The sequence below is a fragment of the Microtetraspora malaysiensis genome (genome assembly GCF_001528665.1).
Lineage (GTDB): Bacteria > Actinomycetota > Actinomycetes > Streptosporangiales > Streptosporangiaceae > Microtetraspora_A > Microtetraspora_A malaysiensis.
The window spans coordinates 165251-182421 of record NZ_BBYJ01000013.1 but is presented as its reverse complement, the minus strand read 5'-3'; the positions used below and the strand labels follow the sequence as shown (position 1 = coordinate 182421).

Here is a 17171-nt window from a genome sequence, read left to right as displayed (position 1 = left end):
CGGCCCCGCCGTACCGGTGCTCGATCTGCCCGCGTCGTGGGCCGCGGCGAGGACGGCGCTGCGCCTGACCGCCGACGGCACCGAACAGGACCCCGGCCCCCGTGTGGTCCACGCCGACGAGTTGGGCGGGCTTGCCGTGCTCGCCACCGCCGTCGGCCCCGACACCGAACCCGTTCCGGACGTGCGGGCACTCGACCGGGCGGGTTCGGTAGCGCCGTGGATGCTCGCCACGCTCCACGCGGTGGCCGTCGAGCCGAGCCTGCGCACCGCCGCCGCCGCACTGAACCTCCACCATTCGACGCTCCAGGACCGGCTGACCCGCGCCGAGCGCCTGCTCGGCTGGAACGTCCGCGATCCGCGGGGCCGGCTGCGGCTGCAGCTCGCGTTCGCGCTGCGGCGGATGCACCGGCAACCCGAGTCTCCGCCACGATGACCCGTCCCTCCGACCGTTACGAGATCTGCAACCGTGTGGGGTGAGGGCAGCGCCGGAGGGCGATCTGCCGCTTCATGCGGCGCGGAGGCAGAAGGGGTGCCCGGCCGGGCCGACCGTCCCCGCGCACGAAACGCTGTCAGCGCCTCTTCAGCAGGAGCTCGGTGTTGCGGTCGCCCGGCAGGCCCGCCAGCGCGCTCTGCAGGCCCGGCGCGTTGAACGACAGCTCCCGGTAGAGCGCGGCCAGCCCGTTTTGCGACAGATCGGTCAAATCGGTGCGGTACGGCGCGGCCGACTCCACCAGCGTGGTGAACAGGGAAAGCGTTCCGTCGCGGTTGTCGGCCAGCTCGATCACCCTGGCCAGCTGCGGGTAGTCGACGTGGGAGGCGGTGGAGACCTCCCAGAAGCCGCCATGCGGGACGATCTTGTTGCGGTGGGAGTGGCCGTTGATCCACGCGGCCACGTTGCGGTGCTTCTTCAGCACCGCCAGCAGCTCCTGCCCGCTGTGGCGCTTGTCGTGCGGGCGGGCCGGGGCCGGGATGAGGTTGGTCATGGCCCAGCTCGGGTGGTGACTGAAGATCAGCGCGATGTCGTCGGCGTGGGTCTTCAGGGTCTGCTCCAGCCAGGCCAGCTGCCGGGTGCCGACCGATCCGCGGTAATCGCCGCCGCGGTCGGTGGTGTCCAGGCTGATGCCGACGACGCCGTCGGCGATCCGGAAGGAGTAGTCCAGCCGGCCGCTGTCGAGGTTGTCGCGGGTGTAGCCGTGCCCGACGGGCCCCGCGCCGGTGTGTGCCGGGTCGAGGTGAGCGGCGATGTAGTCGCGCGGGCTCACGGGAGCGCGGCGCTCGTCGGCGGTGACCGTGCGGGCCTTGGCCTGGTAGCGCTTCCAGGCCTCGCGGAAGCGGGAGCCCGTGGGGTCGGGGCCCTGGCGCAGCGCCCGGTAGACGGCGGCGGCCTCGGAGTCGGGCAGGGTGAACAACTTGCGCGAGCCGGTGGCCAGGTCGGCGAAGAAGCCGCCGGCCGTGGAGTAGGCGCCGCCGAAGAGCTGGTCGTGGTTGCCGATGGTGGAGTACCACGGCACGGCCAGTCCGGGGCTGCTCACCTCACGGATGGCCGCCTCCAGGAAGCCGTCCAGGCGGGGGAATCCCACCCGCTTGTCGATGTCGCGCACGCCGGACCCGGGCTGCCAGTACAGGCCCAGGCCGGAGTCCTGCACGCCCTCGTACGCGCTCGGGTCGCCGGTGTTGGGGGTGAAGCGGCCGCCGGTCATGGCGGTCAGGAACCACTCCAGCTCGATGCGGGAGTTGTTGTCGGTGTTGTCGCCCGTGGTCATGACGAAGCCGATGGGCGCCCGGGTGGCCGGGCCGTACCGCAGGGTGTTGACCTGTTCGATCAGCGAGATGGCGCCGGCGGCGGTCAGCGCCTCCTGCGGGCGCCAGGCGCTCACGGCTCCGGTGCGCAGGAACTCATAGCGCTGCGGGCTCTGCACGTCGGTGATGTGCAGGTCGGTGAACTGGACGAAGCAGGCAAGCACCGTGCGGCGCTCGGCCCTGCCCTTCTTGGCCTCGGCCAGCTCGGTGCGGGTCACCCGCCGCCAGCCCGGGCCGTTGGCCAGCCTGCGGTATCCGGTGGCGCCGCGAGGCCTGGCGACGGTCTGGACCGTGGTGGCTGTGGTCGTGGCCGAAGAGGAGGAGGAGGTGGTCGTGGTCGAGGAGGTGGCCGGGGTGGAGGCGAGTGCGATCTCCAGCCCGACGCCCGCGGCGGTCATTCCGGAGGTGAGGAGGAAGGCGCGACGGCTGAGGACGGGATCCATGGTGCTCCCCAGTGATGGCGTCGAGGCGAAACGTCCACTGGGATGGTTGACACCGGGAATGACTGCCGGCCTAACAAGGCTGAAACGCTGTACAGCTATCAATGGCACAGCCGGGCTACATGTGGTAAAGCCATCTGACGGCAGCCGGCTGGAAGCCTGCCGCTCTCCCGCCGTTCACGCGGGCGAGGTCAGGGCCGCGCCACCACGGTCAGCCGCTACGAGAGGTGATGACCTCGACACCTGTTGAACCCAAGCCCTCCGGTTTCCATCCCGCGTCGATGGAGATGGGCCGCCCCACCGCGTAGGGTCCCGCCCATGAGCCGTAGAGACGTGCGCGGCAGCGCCACCTGGGACCTGGTCGAAGAGTACTTCCGGCGGTCGCACGAGCCGGTGATGGGACGGCCGCACAAGCTGCTGGAGCCGTCCTGCTCCGCAGACGGGTCGCGGATCGCCGTGACCGGCCTCGTGTACGACGAGCTGGCCGGCCTTCCGCGCCAGGCCTGCTTCCTGGTCGACGGTGCGGACTTGCGGCCGCTGACGGGGCCGTCCGGTTCCTCGCGGCAACCGCGCTTCTCCCCGGACGGGGCGACGGTGGCGTTTCTGTCCGACCGCATGGAGGCAGGCCGGTTCCAGCTCTACCTGCTACGGACCGGTCAGCTCGGTGAGGCGGAGGCGACCCCGGCCGTGCCCGCCGGGACGGTGGAGTACTGCTCCTGGTCGCCGGACGGCACGAAGGTGCTGCTCGGGGTGGCGGGGCTCGGTGCCGATCTGGCCGGTGGTCAGGGGAGCGGCACGACGCGCAGGCCGAAGGAGGAGCTGCCGGACTGGCACCCGCGCGTCGAGATCGGCGTGACGGAGGAGTCGTGGCGGTCGTTGTGGATGCATGACCTCGCGGCAGGTACGACCACCAGGCTGTCGCCGGAGGGGCTCAACATCTGGGAGGCGGTCTGGCTCGGCCCTGACGCGGTCGTCGCGGTCACCAGCCCCGCTCCGGACGAGGGCGCCTGGTACACGGCCGTGCTCTCCCGCCTGGGCCTCGACGGCGCGGTTACCGAACTGGCCCGCTCCGATGTGCAGCTGGGCTGGCCCGCGGCCTCGCCTTCCGGGGGACGGTTGGCGGTGGTCGAGGCGGTGTGCAGCGACCGCTGGGTTGTCGCGGGTGACCTGCTGGTGAGCGCTCCCGGTGCTGCCTTCGAGCGGGTCGACACCGGCGGGTTGGACGTCACCTCGACCCAGTGGATCGACGCGGATCGCCTGGGAATCCTGGGGATCCGCGGCATGGAGACCGTCGCCGCGGTGTACGACGCGGTGACCGGGAAGATGACCGAGCTGTGGTCGAGCACGGACACCAGCTGCGGCACGCGCTACCCGGAGGGGGCCTGGTCCGCCGACGGCCGCGTGGTGCTCGTCGAGGAGGGCTACTCGGTACCGCAACGGGTCGTGGTGCTGGGTGAGGAGCGGGTCGAGCTCGCGGGGATCAGGCACCCGGGCACCGAGTACGTGTTGTCGGTCGCGGGCAAGGCCGAGACGGTCACCTGGTCCGCACCGGACGGGCTGCGAATCGAGGGGATCCTGTGCCTCCCCGCCGGGGACGGGCCCTTCCCGCTCGTGGTGAACATCCACGGTGGTCCGGTGTGGGGCTACCGGAACCTGTGGTCGATGTCCTCGCCTTGGATCCCGCTGCTGGTGGCTCAGGGGTACGCCGTCCTCAACCCCAACCCGCGGGGCAGCTCCGGCCGCGGGCAGGACTTCGCCCGGCTGGTGTTCGGGGAGATGGGCGGCGAGGACACGGCCGACTTCACGTCCGCGATCGACGCTCTCGTCGAGCGCGGGATCGTGGACCCGACCAGGGTCGGCCTGATCGGCGGGTCGTACGGCGGCTACATGTCCGCGTGGCTGGTCACCCAGGACCGGCGCTGGGCCGCCGCCGTACCGGTCTCACCCGTGACGGACTGGTACAGCCAGCACTTCACCAGCAACATCCCCCACTTCGACGCGTTGTTCCTCGACGGGAACCCAGAAGTCCCCGGCGACAAGTTCCACTCCAGGAGCCCGGTGGCCCACGCCAGCAAGGTGCGCACCCCGTGCCTGAACGTCGCCGGCGCCCTGGACCGCTGCACGCCCCCGACGCAGGCCCAGGAGTTCCACCAGGCGCTGCTCGAGCACGGGGTCGAGTCCCAGCTCGCGATCTACGCGCAGGAAGGCCACGGCGTCCGTGCCTTTCCGGCTCTGATCGACTTCAGTACCCGCGTCGTGGACTGGTTCCAGAAGCACATGCCGGCCCGCGGCTGACACCTTCCGGCGGCGCATGGGTCGTACGGCGAAGCCAGGCGGGCCGCCGATGTGGCCAGGATCGCGAAGGAAGACGGTGCACATGAGCGTGACAGCAGATGTGGTGGTGGTCGGCGCCGGCGTGATCGGCTCCTCGATCGCGTTCGAGCTGGCCGGGACGGGCCGCTCCGTGGTGGTGGTCGACAAGGCGAGCGGGCCCGGCCAGGGGTCGACCAGCGCGTCCAGCGCGGTGATCCGGTTCAACTACTCGACCTGGGACGGCATCGCGCTGTCCTGGGAGTCCAAGCACTGCTGGGAGAAGTGGGCCGACCACCTCGAGGGCGTGGACGACGCCGGGATGGCGAAGTTCCACCGCGTCGGCATGGTGTTCCTGGACGTCGACATCGCGCCGATGGACCGTGTCCTCGAGATGTTCGACCGGGCGGGCATCCCGTACGAGGTTTGGGACGCCAACGAGCTGGCCCGCCGGATGCCCGGGCTCGACCCCGGCCGGTTCTGGCCTCCGAAGCGCATCGAGGACCCGGCCTTCTGGGAGGAAACGGACCGGCGCCTCGGCGCGCTGTGGACCCCGGACTCCGGCTTCGTCGACGACCCGGGTCTGGCCGCCGTCAACCTCGCCAACGGCGCGAAGCGGCGGGGCGCGCGGTTCCTGTTCCGGCGTCAGGTGGTCGCCGTCCTCGGCGACGGTCCGGTGAACGGTGTCCGGCTCGACGACGGCACGACCGTGAGCGCGCCCGTCGTCGTCAACGCGGCCGGGCCGTGGTCCGGCAGGCTGAACGCGCTGGCGGGCGTCGGCGCAGGCTGGTCGGTCACTGTCCGGCCGATGCGCCAGGAGGTGCACCACGTGCCCGCGCCGGCCGGCTACAACGGCGAGGGCATCGGCCCGTGCGTCGCCGACCTCGACCTCGGCGTCTACCTGCGGGGCGCCCCGGGTGACGGGCTGCTGGTCGGCGGCACCGAGCCCGAGTGTGACGAGCTGCAGTGGGTCGACGACCCCGACGCCGCCAACCCCAATCCCACCGCGCAGGTCTTTGCGGCGCAGGTCACGCGCGCCGCCCGCCGCCTTCCCGAACTCGGTGTGCCCGGCAAGCCGATCGGCGTCGCCGGCGTCTACGACGTCACCGAGGACTGGACCCCGATCTACGACGGCACGGAACGCGCGGGCTTCTACGTCGCGATCGGGACCAGCGGCAACCAGTTCAAGAATGCTCCCATGGTCGGACGCCTGATGCGGGCCGTGATCGACGGTGAGAGCGGCGTCGTCGGTGAGCACACTCGGTTGGAGATAGGGCTCGCCGCCTTCGGCCGTGCCCGGCCGCGCAACGCGGACTCGACCGGCACGGTGATGGGATGACCGAGCCCGGCCGCTCGACGGCGCCGGCGCAGGTGATCTGCGCGTCGACACCGACGGCCGGTCGGTGAAAGAGGTGGCCGCGGACGTACGGGCTCGCAGCGGCGACTGGCCGAATCTCGTCGCCTGAAGCCGCCTCTCGAGCAGGGAAGTGGTGGCCTTTGAGGTCAGCGTCCGTTGAATTGGGGATTGCGCTTCTGCTGGAAAGCGGCGCGTCCCTCGGCCGCGTCCTCGGTGCCGAAGGTGACGGTCTGCAGGTCGCGTTCGTACTGGATGCAGTTCTCCAGTGGCATGGAGTGCGCCGCACGGAGGTTGAGCTTGCCGGTTTGCGCGGCGATCGGGGCGCGCTGCGCGATCCGGTCGGCGAGTTCCCGCGCGGCGGGCAGGAGTTCGTCCACCGGGTGCAGGGAGGAGACGAGACCCCAGGTGAGGGCTTGTCCGGCGTCGACGGGATCTCCGGTGTAGATCATCTTGGCGGCGTTGGAGGGCCCGATGCTGTGGGTGAGGAAAGCCGCCATGCCGCCGCCGCCGATCCAGCCGAGCTTGATCTCGGGCGCGGCGAAGGACGCCGTGTCGGCGGCGAGGCGGATGTCACAGGACATGGCGAGCTCCAGCCCGCCGCCGAAGGCATAGCCGTTCACGGCGGCGATCACGGGCTTGCGGATCCCGCGTACGGCGTCGCAGTAGTCCGGGCGGTCGCGAAATGCCCAGGGCGTCGGGTAGGTATCGAGCTCCTTGATGTCGCTCCCGGCGCAGAACGCCTTGCCGGTGCCGGTGAGGATGACGACGCGGACGGCGGGGTCGGTGTTGATCCTCTGCGCGATGCCCCGTATCTCGTCGGTCATCTCCGGGGTGACGGCATTGAGCTTCTCCGGGCGATTCAACGTCAGGGTCGCGACGTGGTCGGTGATGCTGAGATCGATATGGGGCATGAGAGTTACCTCGATCCTTCGAGCGAGCCGATGTGGCGGCGATAGAGGGTGTTCACGGCGTCGACGATGGCGCGGGCCGGACGCCGTTGGGTGAGGCCCTCACGGAGGACACCGGAGGACGCGTCCTGGAACTCGACCCAGCCCACCCGGCGCGGCCGGACCCACGCCGCGTCCACAGTGGCCCGGGTATCGCGGTAGAAGCCGCCCCAGCGCTCGTTCACGCCGGGGTCGGACCAGGCGGACCGGCTGCTCGGCTGCCCGCCGACCCGGGAGATCAGCTCGTCCTGGACCCGGGCGGACATCAGGCGCCGGATGTGCGCGGCGGCAACCTCGGGCTCCGAGCAGTGCCGGGACACGGCGACGCCGGTGCCGCCGAGGACGCTGCCGATGTGACCGGACGGCCCGAGTGGAGCGTTCCGGAACGCGACCGCGGGCCCGCGGTCGTCGGTGTCGCTGTAGGTGACGTAGCCGTAGACCAGCGGGCACAGGTCGGGCCCGGTACCCGAGGCCAGCGCCTCAAGGACCTGGACGGGGTTCCTGTCGGCGAGCGCGGCATCGCAGTGACGGTGAAGTTCGGTCAGGATCTCCATCGCCCGCAGGGCCGGCTCCTCGTCCACGTAGACCTCGGGTCCCGCAGGCCGGCCCCCGTGCGCGATGGCGAGCGAGGTCCAGGTGAGAAAGGCGTGGGGTCCCCCCAGGCACAGGGCGATGCTTCCTCGGCGGGCGAGGTCGAGTATGTCCGTCCACGTGCGGGTCGCCTCGGGAGGCGGCCCGTCCGGACGGACGGCGAGCACCTGGGTCGCCGCGTCCAGCGGTACGGCCCACTGCCGCATGGCGTGGTGGTAGCTGTCGAAGGACGGGCCGACGGATCGTCGTCGCCAGGTGTCGAGCTCGTCCGCGCTCACCAGCTCGTCGATCGGGCGCAGCGCACCGGACTCGACCGCGTCCGCGAGGTGCGGATGGTCGATGACGAGGAGGTCATAGGTGCCGGCGAGTTCGACGAGTGGGGTGGACTCGAAACCTTCCAGCGGATGGCGGTCCCAGCTGACGGTGCCGGGTACGCGCCCGTAGGACTGGTCGCCGGTGCGGTCGAGCCCGGCCAGTTCTTCCAGCGGCGCGTAACCGCGTGGATGGTCCCAGGTCAGGCCGCGCAGCCGGGCGTTCACTGCTCGGTGGAGATGCTGCCGGAAGCGAGCATCGCGTCGATCTTCTCGTGGCTGAGACCGGCCTCGCGCAGCACCTCGCGGGAGTGCTGGCCGACGAGCGGCGTCGGGTGGCGAAGGGCGGACGGCGTGCGGCTGAACTTGATGGGGAAGCCCGGCGTGGTGACCGTGCCCTCGGTGGGGTGCTCATAGGTGAGCAACGAGCCGTTGTGCCGAACCTGGGGGTCGCCGGGGACGTCCGGGTAGCCGTACACCGGGCCGGCCCAGACGCCGTGGGAGTCGAACAGGTCAAGCCATTCCTGCGCGCCGCGTTCCTTCAACCGGGCGGCGACCAGCCGGAAGACCTCGTCGCGACGTTCGTGGCCGTCGCGCTCGGAGTCCATGTCGAGCAGTTCGGGGATGTCCAGCAGCCGGCCGAGCAGCGGCAGTTCGGGGAACGCGAGGACGATCTCGCGGTCGGCGGTTTCGAAGGCGCCGTAGGGGGCGCGGATGTAGACGTGGGCGTGGGGCTCGTCGGTGCGTGCCGCCTCGACGCCGCCCTTGGTGAAGATGCTCATCTCCTGGAGCTGGAAGGCGATGATCGCGTCGAGCATGTTGACCGTGATCAGCTGCCCCTCGCCGGTGCGCTCCTTGTGCAGCAGGCCGGCCAGTACCGCTTCGAAGGCGGTCGAGGCGGTGACGGCGTCGACGACGTACAGCGGGGCCGGGTGGGAGGGGTCACCGGCGCGCCCGGCGCTCTTCATGAAGCCGGACATGCCCTGCAGCAGCAGGTCCTGCCCGGGACGGTGGGCGTAAGGGCCGGTCTCGCCGTAGCCGGAGATCGAGACGTAGACGATCTCCGGGTTGACGGCCCGGATGGACTCGTAGTCCACTCCCAGGCGCTCGGCGACGCCGGGGCGGTAGTTCTGCAGGAAGACGTCGGCGTTCTTGGCGAGTTCGAGAACCGCCTCGCGCCCCTCGGGATCCTTGAGGTTGACCGCGATGCTGCGCTTGTTGCGGTTGAGCGACAGGAAGCTGACGTTGATGCGGTTGCCGACGGCGCCGCCCGCGGACACGTGCCGCTGCCACTCGCCGGTGGTCGGCTCCACCTTGATCACGTCGGCTCCCAGATCGCCGAGCCTGGCGGCGGCGAAGGGGCCGGACATCGCTATGGACAGATCGAGGACTCGGTAGCCTTCGAGAACGCTCATGGCATGCCTCTCCTGGACCGCCGACTCGTTCGTCTGCGGCCTGGTCGAATTCGGAGTGGGATTGAGGGGCGTCAGGCTCCGGGGTCGGAGTCCTTGCGGCGCGCGAAAGCGCCGGACCGGCGCGCCCGGCCGGTGTAGTAGAGAACGTCCTGGTGGGCCCGCTCGACCAGCTCCCGCATGGCCAGTTCGGCCTGGTCGGGGTCGTGATCGCGGATCGCGTCGAGGATCCGGCGGTGCTCGCCGATGGTCTTGCGGTGGCGTGTGCGGCTGCGGGTGTGCACGTGCCGATGGGCGCTCAAGGCGATGCCCATCATGTTGTTGAGGTGGACCAGCAGATTGTTGTCGGTGGCGGCGACGATGCCGCTGTGGAAGGCCAGGTCCGCCTCGATGAAGGACTCGGTGTCGTCCACGGTGCGGCGCATCTCTTCGAGCGCCGCCTCGATCGGCTTGATCAGTGCGGGTGTCGAACGCTCGGCGGCCATCCTGGCCGCGGACGGCTCCAGGACCATGCGCAGTCCGGTGAGGTCGTCGAAGTCCGCCGCCGAGGTCGTGCTCTCGTAGCGCCAGACCAGGATGTCGGGATCCAGCAGATGCCACCGGTCGGGTGGGCGGACGATCGTCCCGCGTCTGGTCTGCGGCTCCACCAGGCCCTTGCCGGCCAGGACCCGGATCCCCTCGCGGAGCGCGGAGCGGCTCACGCCCAGCTCGGCGACGAGTTGGTCCTCGGTCGGCAGGGTGGTCCCGGGCGCGTAGCGACCGGACACGATCGCGACCCCCAGGGCCCGGACGACGGTCCCATGGACTCCACGCGAGGGATACAGGTGTTCCCCGGGCACCGGTCCTCCCAGTCTTCGACGGCGTGCACCGGCAGCGGAGCGTCAGACGCGCGCTGCACGGCCCTCACCCTACGCTCTCGCCGTACCGAGCGTCCACCTTCATCCGATGAATCGGTCGGTTTCATCAGACAAATACTCTCGATTCATCGTACAAATCATTGACCCTCGCCAGGGTGCCGGATACGTTGTCGCCTCAACAGGGCCAGCGACGACCGGACGAGCCCGGCCGGGTCGGCGCCCTTTCGCAGGAGGAACCTCCATGGCAGCACGCACACATTCCAAGGAAGAGCCGCAGCGCTCATCGCTGGGGGCCGTGGCCGGCGCCGCGCTCGTCGGCTCGGCACTCGAGTGGTACGACTACTTCCTCTACGGGGCCGCAGCGTCCCTCGTCTTCAATAAGATCATCTTTCCTACCGAGGACGCCTTCGTCGGAACCCTCGCCGCGTTCGCCACCCTCGCCCTCGGATTTCTGATCCGCCCGCTCGGCGGCGTCTACTTCGGCGCCCTCGGAGACCGGATCGGGCGCAAGAAGGTCCTCATCATCACGCTGCTCCTGATGGGCGGCGCGACAACCCTCATCGGCGTCGTCCCCAGCTACGAGGCCGCCGGGGTCTGGGCGCCGATCCTGCTGATCGCGCTGCGTCTGTTGCAGGGCTTCGGCGCCGGCGCGGAGTTCGGCGGCGCGGCGGTGCTCTCGGCGGAGAACGCCCCGCCGCGCAGGCGCGGCCTCTTCGGGGCCTTCCCCGGCGTCGGGGTCTACATCGGCCTGCTGCTCTCCTCCGGGACCTTCGCGCTGCTGACGCGGCTGCCCGAAGAGGATTTCCTGGCCTGGGGATGGCGCATCCCGTTCCTCGCCAGCGTGCTGATGATCGCACTGGCGATGTTCATCCGGCTGCGGGTGAATGAGACCCCCGCGTTCCAGGAGCTGCAGAAGCAGGACGCGGTCGCGGAGTCACCGATCAAGGATCTGCTCAGGCAGCAGCGCGGCCCGCTCCTGGTGGTCATGGGATCACAGGTCGCTCAGAGCGGGGTCAGCTACGTCTACCAGACCTTCGTCGTCACCTACATCGTGGGCACCCTGGGCATGGCGGCCACGGTCGGCCCCATCGGCGTAGCCGCGGCCGCGGCCGTCGCCTTGGTGACCACGCCGCTGTTCGGCGCGCTGTCCGATCGTGTGGGCCGCAAGCCGGTGTACCTCTTCGGCGCGGGGTTCTCCGCCGTGTTCGCCTTCCCGTTCTTCATGCTGGTCGACACCAAGTCCGAGACGGCCGTCATCATCGCGATGGTCCTCGGCATCGGGATCGGCATCGCCTCGATGCTCGGGGCACAGGGCTCCTTCTTCTCCGAGCTGTTCTCCTCCCGTGTCCGGCTCAGTGGGCTCGTCCTCGGCCGTGAGGTCAGCGCCGCGTTGTCGGGCGGTCTGGCCCCGCTGGCCGCCGTCGCCCTCACCGAGGCCGCGGGCGGTGCCAGCTGGCCGGTCGGGCTGATGACGATCGGCCTCAGCGCCATCACGTTCCTCGCCCTGCTCGCCGCGCCCGAGACCCGGCACGTCGACCTGGTCGGCGCCGCATCCTCCACGGCTGACGGGATGGGGGAGCCGGCCGCCGCCCGGTCCGCGGAAGGCCCGGCCCAGCCGGCGGACCCACTGCGGAACCACACCACGTCGTGACCATGGCAGCCCCGACCGTCGTGGCGGTGGGCGAGTGCATGCTCGAACTCGTCCGCCGTCCCGACGGTCTTCTCCAGACCGGCTTTGCGGGAGACGTCTTCAACACCGCCGTCTATCTCAAGCGGCACGCCCCTCAGGTGACGGTGGGCTTCGCCTCGGCGATCGGACGTGACGAGCTCAGCGACGGCCTCGCGGAGGCCGTCCGTGCCGAGGGCGTCCACACCGAACACCTCTGGCGGCACCCGGACCGGACCATCGGGCTCTACCTGGTCCACACCGATGACGACGGCGAACGCAGCTTCACGTACTACCGGGACAGCTCCGCGGCCCGCGAATGCTTCAGCGCTCACTATCCGGCCGAGGTCGACGAGGGGATCGCCGCGGCCGACCTCGTCTATCTCTCCGGCATCACCCTGTCGATCCTGCGTCCGGAGGCGCGGAGCCGGCTACTGGCCGCACTTCGCGGGACCCGGGCCAACGGCGGCCGGATCGCGTTCGACAGCAATTACCGGCCCCGCGGATGGGCGTGCCGGGACGACGCGCGTACGGCCGTCGCGGAGGTTCTTCCCCTGGTGACCATCGCCCTGCCGTCGATGGACGATGAGATCCAGCTCTGGGGCGATCATCCGGTCGAGGAGTGCGGCCGCCGCTATCTCGATGCGGGCGCCGATGAGGTGATCGTCAAACAGGGAGCCTCCGAGGTGACGATCTGCAAACCAGGCGGCAAAGGGGGAGAACTGCACGCATTGGCTACCCGGCGGGTGGAACGGGTCGTCGACACGACCGGAGCCGGGGATTCGTTCAACGGCGCCTACCTCGCCGCCCGGCTGGCGGGTGCTTCGGCGGCCGACGCGGTCGCGGCCGGGTCGGCCTGCGCGGCGACGGTCATCGGGCATCGTGGGGCGATCGTGCCTTCGAAGAGTTCATCTCGTTCTCCCAACGCTCGCCCGTGCTGATCGCTCGTCGTCGGCGGGATCGTCAGCTCCAGGTCGCGTACTTGAGGACCGTCGAGAGGCCCTGCGTGTTCCACTGGTCCACGAGCAGGATCTTGGACTTGGGCAGGTACCACTCGCGCTGGGTGAAGCGTCCCTTCACCTTGCCGCCGTTCCGGGTGACGCAGTCGGCCGACCAGGCGCGATAGTACGCCTTGTGCCCTGGGCCGATCTGGCGCAGCGCCTTGGCCGCGAGCTTCATCGCGCCGACCGAGAGGTTCGCGTCGTACACGCAGGGGCCGACGTCGGTGGCCGGATAGAACGGGGCGTCCGGTGTGTACGCCTGGAACACCTCGTGCCCTATCTCGATCGCACTCGGGCCCAGCACCCAGAAGCTGCGGCAACCGGAGTCACGGAACCCGAAAACCTCGTCGTTGACGGTCGGGCACGAACCGGTCACCACGCGGGTCCAGTCCTTGCTGATCTTGTAGACCTTCCAGGACCTGGGAATGATCAGGCTCAGTCCGGCACGCAGCCGGAGGTTCTTGGTGTCGGAAGCGGAAGCGGTGGCGGAGGCGGTGGCGGAGGCCGGAGTCACCAGGACCGCGAGGCCGGCCACCACCGCGGTGATCGTCTTCTTCATCATGGCGGGATCGTAAAATCGCGTGCTTGTAAATGACTTGCCGGACTATGTGCGGCGTGCAGCCACCAGGCCCGGCGTCAGGACCCGGAGCAGGCCAGGGCCCGGAGCAGGCCAGGGCCGTCAGCTCTCCCGCTGGAAGGACACCGGGAGCGAGGCGAAGCTGCGCACCGTGGTGGTGGGCAGCCGGAACGGCGTGCCGGCCGGCCGCAGCGGGCCCGGCGCGTCGTGCACGGCGCGGGTCAGCTCCCGCAGCGCGAGCTGCCCGAAAAGCGACCCGAGGCACGAGTGGGGGCCCCACCCGAACCCGAGGTGCCGGTTGGGCGCGCGGTCGAGCACCAGCTCGTGCGGCCGCGGGAACTGGCGCGGGTCGCGGTTGGCGGCGGCCAGCACGACGAACACCGGATCGCCCTGCTTGATCGTGACGCCGCTGACCCGGGTCTCCTGCTTGGCCATCCGGCTGGTGGCCTGCGTCGGCCCGTCGAAGCGCAGGAACTCCTCGACCCCGGTGCCCAGCAGAGCGGGGTCGCGAAGCTTCTCGAAGACGTCAGGCCGCTGGATGAACAGGTGGGCGAGACTGCCGGAGGCGGCGAAGATCGTGCCGAAGCTGCCGATGAACAGCAGGCCGATGAGGTTCTTGATGACTCCCACCGGCACGCCCATCTCCGCGGCCCTGTTCTTCAGCGTCAGCATCGTGCCGTGGGTCTCAGGCGAGCTGAGCCACCCGTCGATGAGGCCGCCGAACGCGTCCCGTACCCGCTGCTCGGCCTCAGGGTCCGGCTCGCTGAGGTCGGCGTCGAACTTGCGGGCCATGCCTTCGACGATCGTCTTGAAGACCTGGGGGTCGGGCTCGGTCACGCCGAGGAAGTCGGCCGTGATCATGCCGGACAGCCGCGCGCTCACCTCGATCATCCAGTCGAACGACGGCCGCGCCAGCACGCCCTCGAAGATGCGATCGATGCTGGCCCGCACCCGGCGGCCGATCTCCTCCAGGTCCTGGTCGTGGATCGAGCCGGTGACCAGGCGCCGCAGCTCGCTTTGCGCCTTGACGTCCAGGCCCTGGATGCTTTCCCCCGACTCGGCGGAGACCTCGCTGACCCGGCGCGGGTCGCGGACGAACAGCTCGGAGTTCCTGAGGACCTCCCGGCAGTCGTCGTAGCGGGTGACGACCCAGGCGCCCACCTTCTCGTGCCAGAAGACGGGGTGCTTCTCCTGGAGGTCCGCGTACACGGGGTAGGGGTCCTCCAGCATGGCCGGGCTGAGCGGGTCGAAGTCCGGAGCGGAGCTCATGGGGGTTGGCCTGCCTTTCGGTGACGTGACGGGGGTGGCTGCCGCCCGGCCGGGTCAGCGGACGGAGATCCTCAACTGGGTGGGGCCGCGGCGGTTCAGCAGCGTGCTCCAGGTCGGCTCCTCCAGCAGCTCCAGGCGCGGGAAGCGGCGCAGCATCCGGCCGAAGGTGAGCTGGCCGTGCATGCGGGCGAGCGCGGAGCCGAAGCAGGTGTGGATGCCGCGGGCGAACGACAGGTGCTCGCCCGCGCGCTCGCGGCGCACGTCGAGCTCGTCGGCGGTGGGCCCCCACTTGTCCGGGTCGTGGTTGGCCGAGGCGAGGGACATCACGATCGCCGTACCCGCCTCAATGGTGCGGCCGTGCAGCTTGATGTCCTCCAGCGGGTAGCGGCCGGTGATCTGCAGCGGCGCCTCGTAGCGCAGGATCTCCTCGACCGCGTTGCGGTCCAGCGCGGGGTCCGCGCGCAGCTCGTCCGCCTGGGCGGGGTGGCGGGCCAGGGCCAGCACCCCGTAGGCCAGGTGGCTGGCGGTCGGCTCCGGCGCGGAGACGTGCAGCAGGATGATGTGGCTGATGAGCTCTTCCTCGTCGAAGCCGTCGGCGGCGCCCAGCAGGTTGGACAGCACGTCGTCGCCGGGGTGGGCGCGCTTGTGGGCGCACACCTCCCGCAGGTAGTCGCGCATCTCGTCGCGGGAGCGGATGATCGCGCGGGTGACTTCCGGGCTGGCTATCGGCTCGGTGAGGTTGACGATGTCGCACGTCCAGGCGTGGACCTGCTCCCGGTCCTGCGGCGGCATCCCGAGGAGTTCGGAGATGGCCAGGAACGGGATCGGGTTCGCCACGTCGGTCAGGAAGTCCGCCTCGCCCTTGTCGGCCAGCCGGTCCAGGTGCTCGTCGATGAGCTGGGCCAGGCGGGGCTGGTAGGCGGTGACGCGCGCCGGGGTGATCCCCTGCGACAGCAGCCGCCGCCACCTGGTGTGCTGCGGCGGGTCGCGGAAGAGGATGACGGCGATGTCGTCGTAGGCCAGGTCCTGCTCCGGGCCCCGCTTGAGGTTGCGGTGGTCGACGCTGAACCGCTCGCGGTCGTGGAGGATGACGTCGATGTCGTCGTGGCGGGTCAGCAGCCACACGCCGTCGGCGGCGGTGATCTGGTGGCAGGGGTCCTTCTCGCGCAGCTCCTTGAAGAAGGGGTAGGGGTTGGCGATGAAGGCCGGGTCGAAGGGGTTGTAGATGACGGGCTGCGGCTGGGTCATCGAGGCTCACCTGTCTTGTCGGCGTCGCGCGGCAGGCCCGCCGCCGCGAGGTCGTCGGCGTAGCGGACGACCTCGCTCCCGGGATGGATCCGGTCCAGCGAGGGGATGAGGTTCTTGGCGATCTCGGCCGTGATCGCCGGGTTGATCTGGAGGATCTGCTGGGTCAGCTCGCGGGCGTAGGCCTTGTCCCCTTCGCGCTGGTGGTAGGCGGCCAGGCCGATGCGGACGAGGATGTTGTCGTGGTTCTCCCGCCGGACCTTCTCCAGGAGCCGCATCGCCTCGTCCCGGCGGCCGGCGCCCAGGTTGATGTAGGCCAGCGCCATCAGCAGCCCGTGTGGCGGGAAGGGGTCCAGGCGCAGCGCCCGGCGGATGGACCGGCTGGCCTCCAGCCGCTGGTGGCCCATGGTGAGCGCGACGCCGCGCATCGCGTGCGGCCAGGTGATGCACGGGTCGGCCTTGATCGAGCGGTCCTGGTGCTTGACCGCCTCCCGCCAGTTACCCCGCACCAGCTCCACGACGCCGAGGATGCCGTGGCCGACCCCGGTGTCGGGATCGAGCTCGACGCAGGTGGAGGCCAGCTCCCAGGCGTGGTCGAGGTGGCCGTCGTCCAGGCTCCAGCCCTGGGTGTGCTCCTGGGTGAAGGTCCCAGCGAGCAGGCCGTAGGCGCTGGCGAGGTTCGGGTCGTTGTCGATGGCGCCCTGGAACAGGGCCCGCGCGGCCAGCAGGTCTTCGTGGTGGAGCTGACGCATGTGGTAGTAGCCGCGCCAGACCGCCTCCACCGAGCGGATGCTGGTGGGCGGCTTGGTCATCCGGTCCAGCTCCGCCGACTCCAGCTCGAAGCCGACGGCGCCGAGGATCCGCTCGACGATCTCGAGCTGCACCGCGTGCATGTCGGTGAGCGCGCAGTCGAACGAGGCCGACCACAGGGTGGCGCCCGGGCGAGCCTCGATCAGCTCGGCGTTGATCCCGAGCTGGTCGCCCGTGCGCTCCACGGTGCCCCGCAGAATGTAGCGGACGCCGAGCTCGGTGCCGAGCTTGGTGGGGTCGGGCTTGGTGCCCTTGAGGGAGAAGGCGGTGTCGGCGGAGATGACGAACACCGCGTTGCTGCTGCGCGCGAGGTTGTTCGTCAGGTCCTGGGTCACGCCGTCGGTGAGGTACTCGTCGTCGGCGCTTTCGGTCTCGAACGGCAGCACGACGATGGAGGGGCCGTTGTCCGGCGGGGCCGGGTTCTTCGGCGGCTTGCTGATCCCCAGGGCGTCGATCACAAGGCCGCGAAGATATGGGCGGAAGTCCCACCACATTCTGGTCATGAGCTCACCCTCAGTCGTCGGGGAAAGAAGCTCCTCCGCATGGAATTCGCCGCTTTAGGGTTATCGCGGCGCCTT

Annotated in this window: 14 protein-coding genes; 5 read left to right on the top strand and 9 right to left on the bottom strand. The window is 70.2% G+C overall.

Features of this window, described 5'->3' with window-relative positions; translation table 11 throughout:
- Positions 1-433 (top strand): helix-turn-helix domain-containing protein (locus AWQ71_RS43870; protein ID WP_245658350.1); only part of this gene is annotated, 433 nt, incomplete at its 5' end.
- Between the two features lie 136 nt (positions 434-569).
- Here AWQ71_RS43870 and AWQ71_RS18200 read toward each other — a convergent pair.
- Positions 570-2243: a TIGR03767 family metallophosphoesterase gene (locus AWQ71_RS18200; RefSeq protein ID WP_067134697.1), complete on the bottom strand. Its 1674-nt coding sequence runs from the start codon at positions 2241-2243 to the stop codon at positions 570-572.
- Positions 2244-2558: 315 nt separating this feature from the next.
- Here AWQ71_RS18200 and AWQ71_RS18195 point away from each other — a divergent pair, with 315 nt between their 5' ends.
- Both AWQ71_RS18195 and AWQ71_RS18190 read left to right on the top strand, forming a co-directional pair.
- Positions 2559-4535 (top strand): alpha/beta hydrolase family protein, encoded by a 1977-nt coding sequence (locus tag AWQ71_RS18195; protein WP_067134695.1) that lies wholly within the window; start codon positions 2559-2561, stop codon positions 4533-4535.
- A gap of 82 nt (positions 4536-4617) precedes the next feature.
- Positions 4618-5889 carry an NAD(P)/FAD-dependent oxidoreductase gene (locus AWQ71_RS18190; RefSeq protein ID WP_067134694.1) on the top strand — a complete coding sequence of 424 codons (1272 nt, stop codon included), beginning with the start codon at positions 4618-4620 and terminating at the stop codon, positions 5887-5889.
- A 164-nt stretch (positions 5890-6053) separates the two neighbouring features.
- Here the strand turns inward: AWQ71_RS18190 and AWQ71_RS18185 are convergent, their stop codons facing one another.
- The 4 genes from AWQ71_RS18185 to AWQ71_RS18170 form a co-directional block, all read right to left on the bottom strand.
- Positions 6054-6818, bottom strand: coding sequence for an enoyl-CoA hydratase/isomerase family protein (locus tag AWQ71_RS18185; RefSeq protein WP_067134690.1), 765 nt, complete (start codon positions 6816-6818; stop codon positions 6054-6056).
- A 5-nt stretch (positions 6819-6823) separates the two neighbouring features.
- Complete coding sequence (locus AWQ71_RS18180; RefSeq protein ID WP_067134688.1) at positions 6824-7984, bottom strand: ABC transporter substrate-binding protein; 1161 nt, start codon at positions 7982-7984, stop codon at positions 6824-6826.
- Positions 7981-9171 (bottom strand): CaiB/BaiF CoA transferase family protein, encoded by a 1191-nt coding sequence (locus AWQ71_RS18175; protein WP_067134686.1) that lies wholly within the window; start codon positions 9169-9171, stop codon positions 7981-7983. Before AWQ71_RS18175 ends, AWQ71_RS18180 begins: the two co-directional genes overlap by 4 nt.
- A gap of 71 nt (positions 9172-9242) precedes the next feature.
- Positions 9243-10007 (bottom strand): FadR/GntR family transcriptional regulator, encoded by a 765-nt coding sequence (locus tag AWQ71_RS18170; RefSeq protein ID WP_084259014.1) that lies wholly within the window; start codon positions 10005-10007, stop codon positions 9243-9245.
- Between the two features lie 259 nt (positions 10008-10266).
- Between AWQ71_RS18170 and AWQ71_RS18165 the strand changes: the two genes are divergently transcribed.
- Entirely contained in the window at positions 10267-11676 is a 1410-nt protein-coding gene (locus AWQ71_RS18165; protein WP_169806587.1) for an MFS transporter, read from the top strand.
- Positions 11677-11678: 2 nt separating this feature from the next.
- Entirely contained in the window at positions 11679-12632 is a 954-nt protein-coding gene (locus AWQ71_RS18160) for a sugar kinase (RefSeq protein WP_067134683.1), read from the top strand.
- A 22-nt stretch (positions 12633-12654) separates the two neighbouring features.
- Here the strand turns inward: AWQ71_RS18160 and AWQ71_RS18155 are convergent, their stop codons facing one another.
- The 4 genes from AWQ71_RS18155 to AWQ71_RS18140 all read right to left on the bottom strand — a co-directional run bounded on the left by AWQ71_RS18155 (position 12655) and on the right by AWQ71_RS18140 (position 17096).
- A complete protein-coding gene (locus tag AWQ71_RS18155) occupies positions 12655-13254 on the bottom strand; it encodes a hypothetical protein (protein ID WP_067134682.1) in 600 nt (199 codons plus the stop codon).
- 117 nt (positions 13255-13371) lie between these two features.
- On the bottom strand, positions 13372-14538 hold the full coding sequence (locus AWQ71_RS18150; protein ID WP_067134677.1) for a cytochrome P450: 1167 nt from the start codon (positions 14536-14538) through the stop codon (positions 13372-13374).
- 54 nt (positions 14539-14592) lie between these two features.
- Complete coding sequence (locus AWQ71_RS18145; RefSeq protein ID WP_067134675.1) at positions 14593-15786, bottom strand: cytochrome P450; 1194 nt, start codon at positions 15784-15786, stop codon at positions 14593-14595.
- A complete protein-coding gene (locus AWQ71_RS18140; RefSeq protein WP_157570418.1) occupies positions 15783-17096 on the bottom strand; it encodes a hypothetical protein in 1314 nt (437 codons plus the stop codon). The genes AWQ71_RS18145 and AWQ71_RS18140 overlap by 4 nt, the downstream gene beginning before the upstream one ends.
- Positions 17097-17171 lie beyond the last annotated feature (75 nt).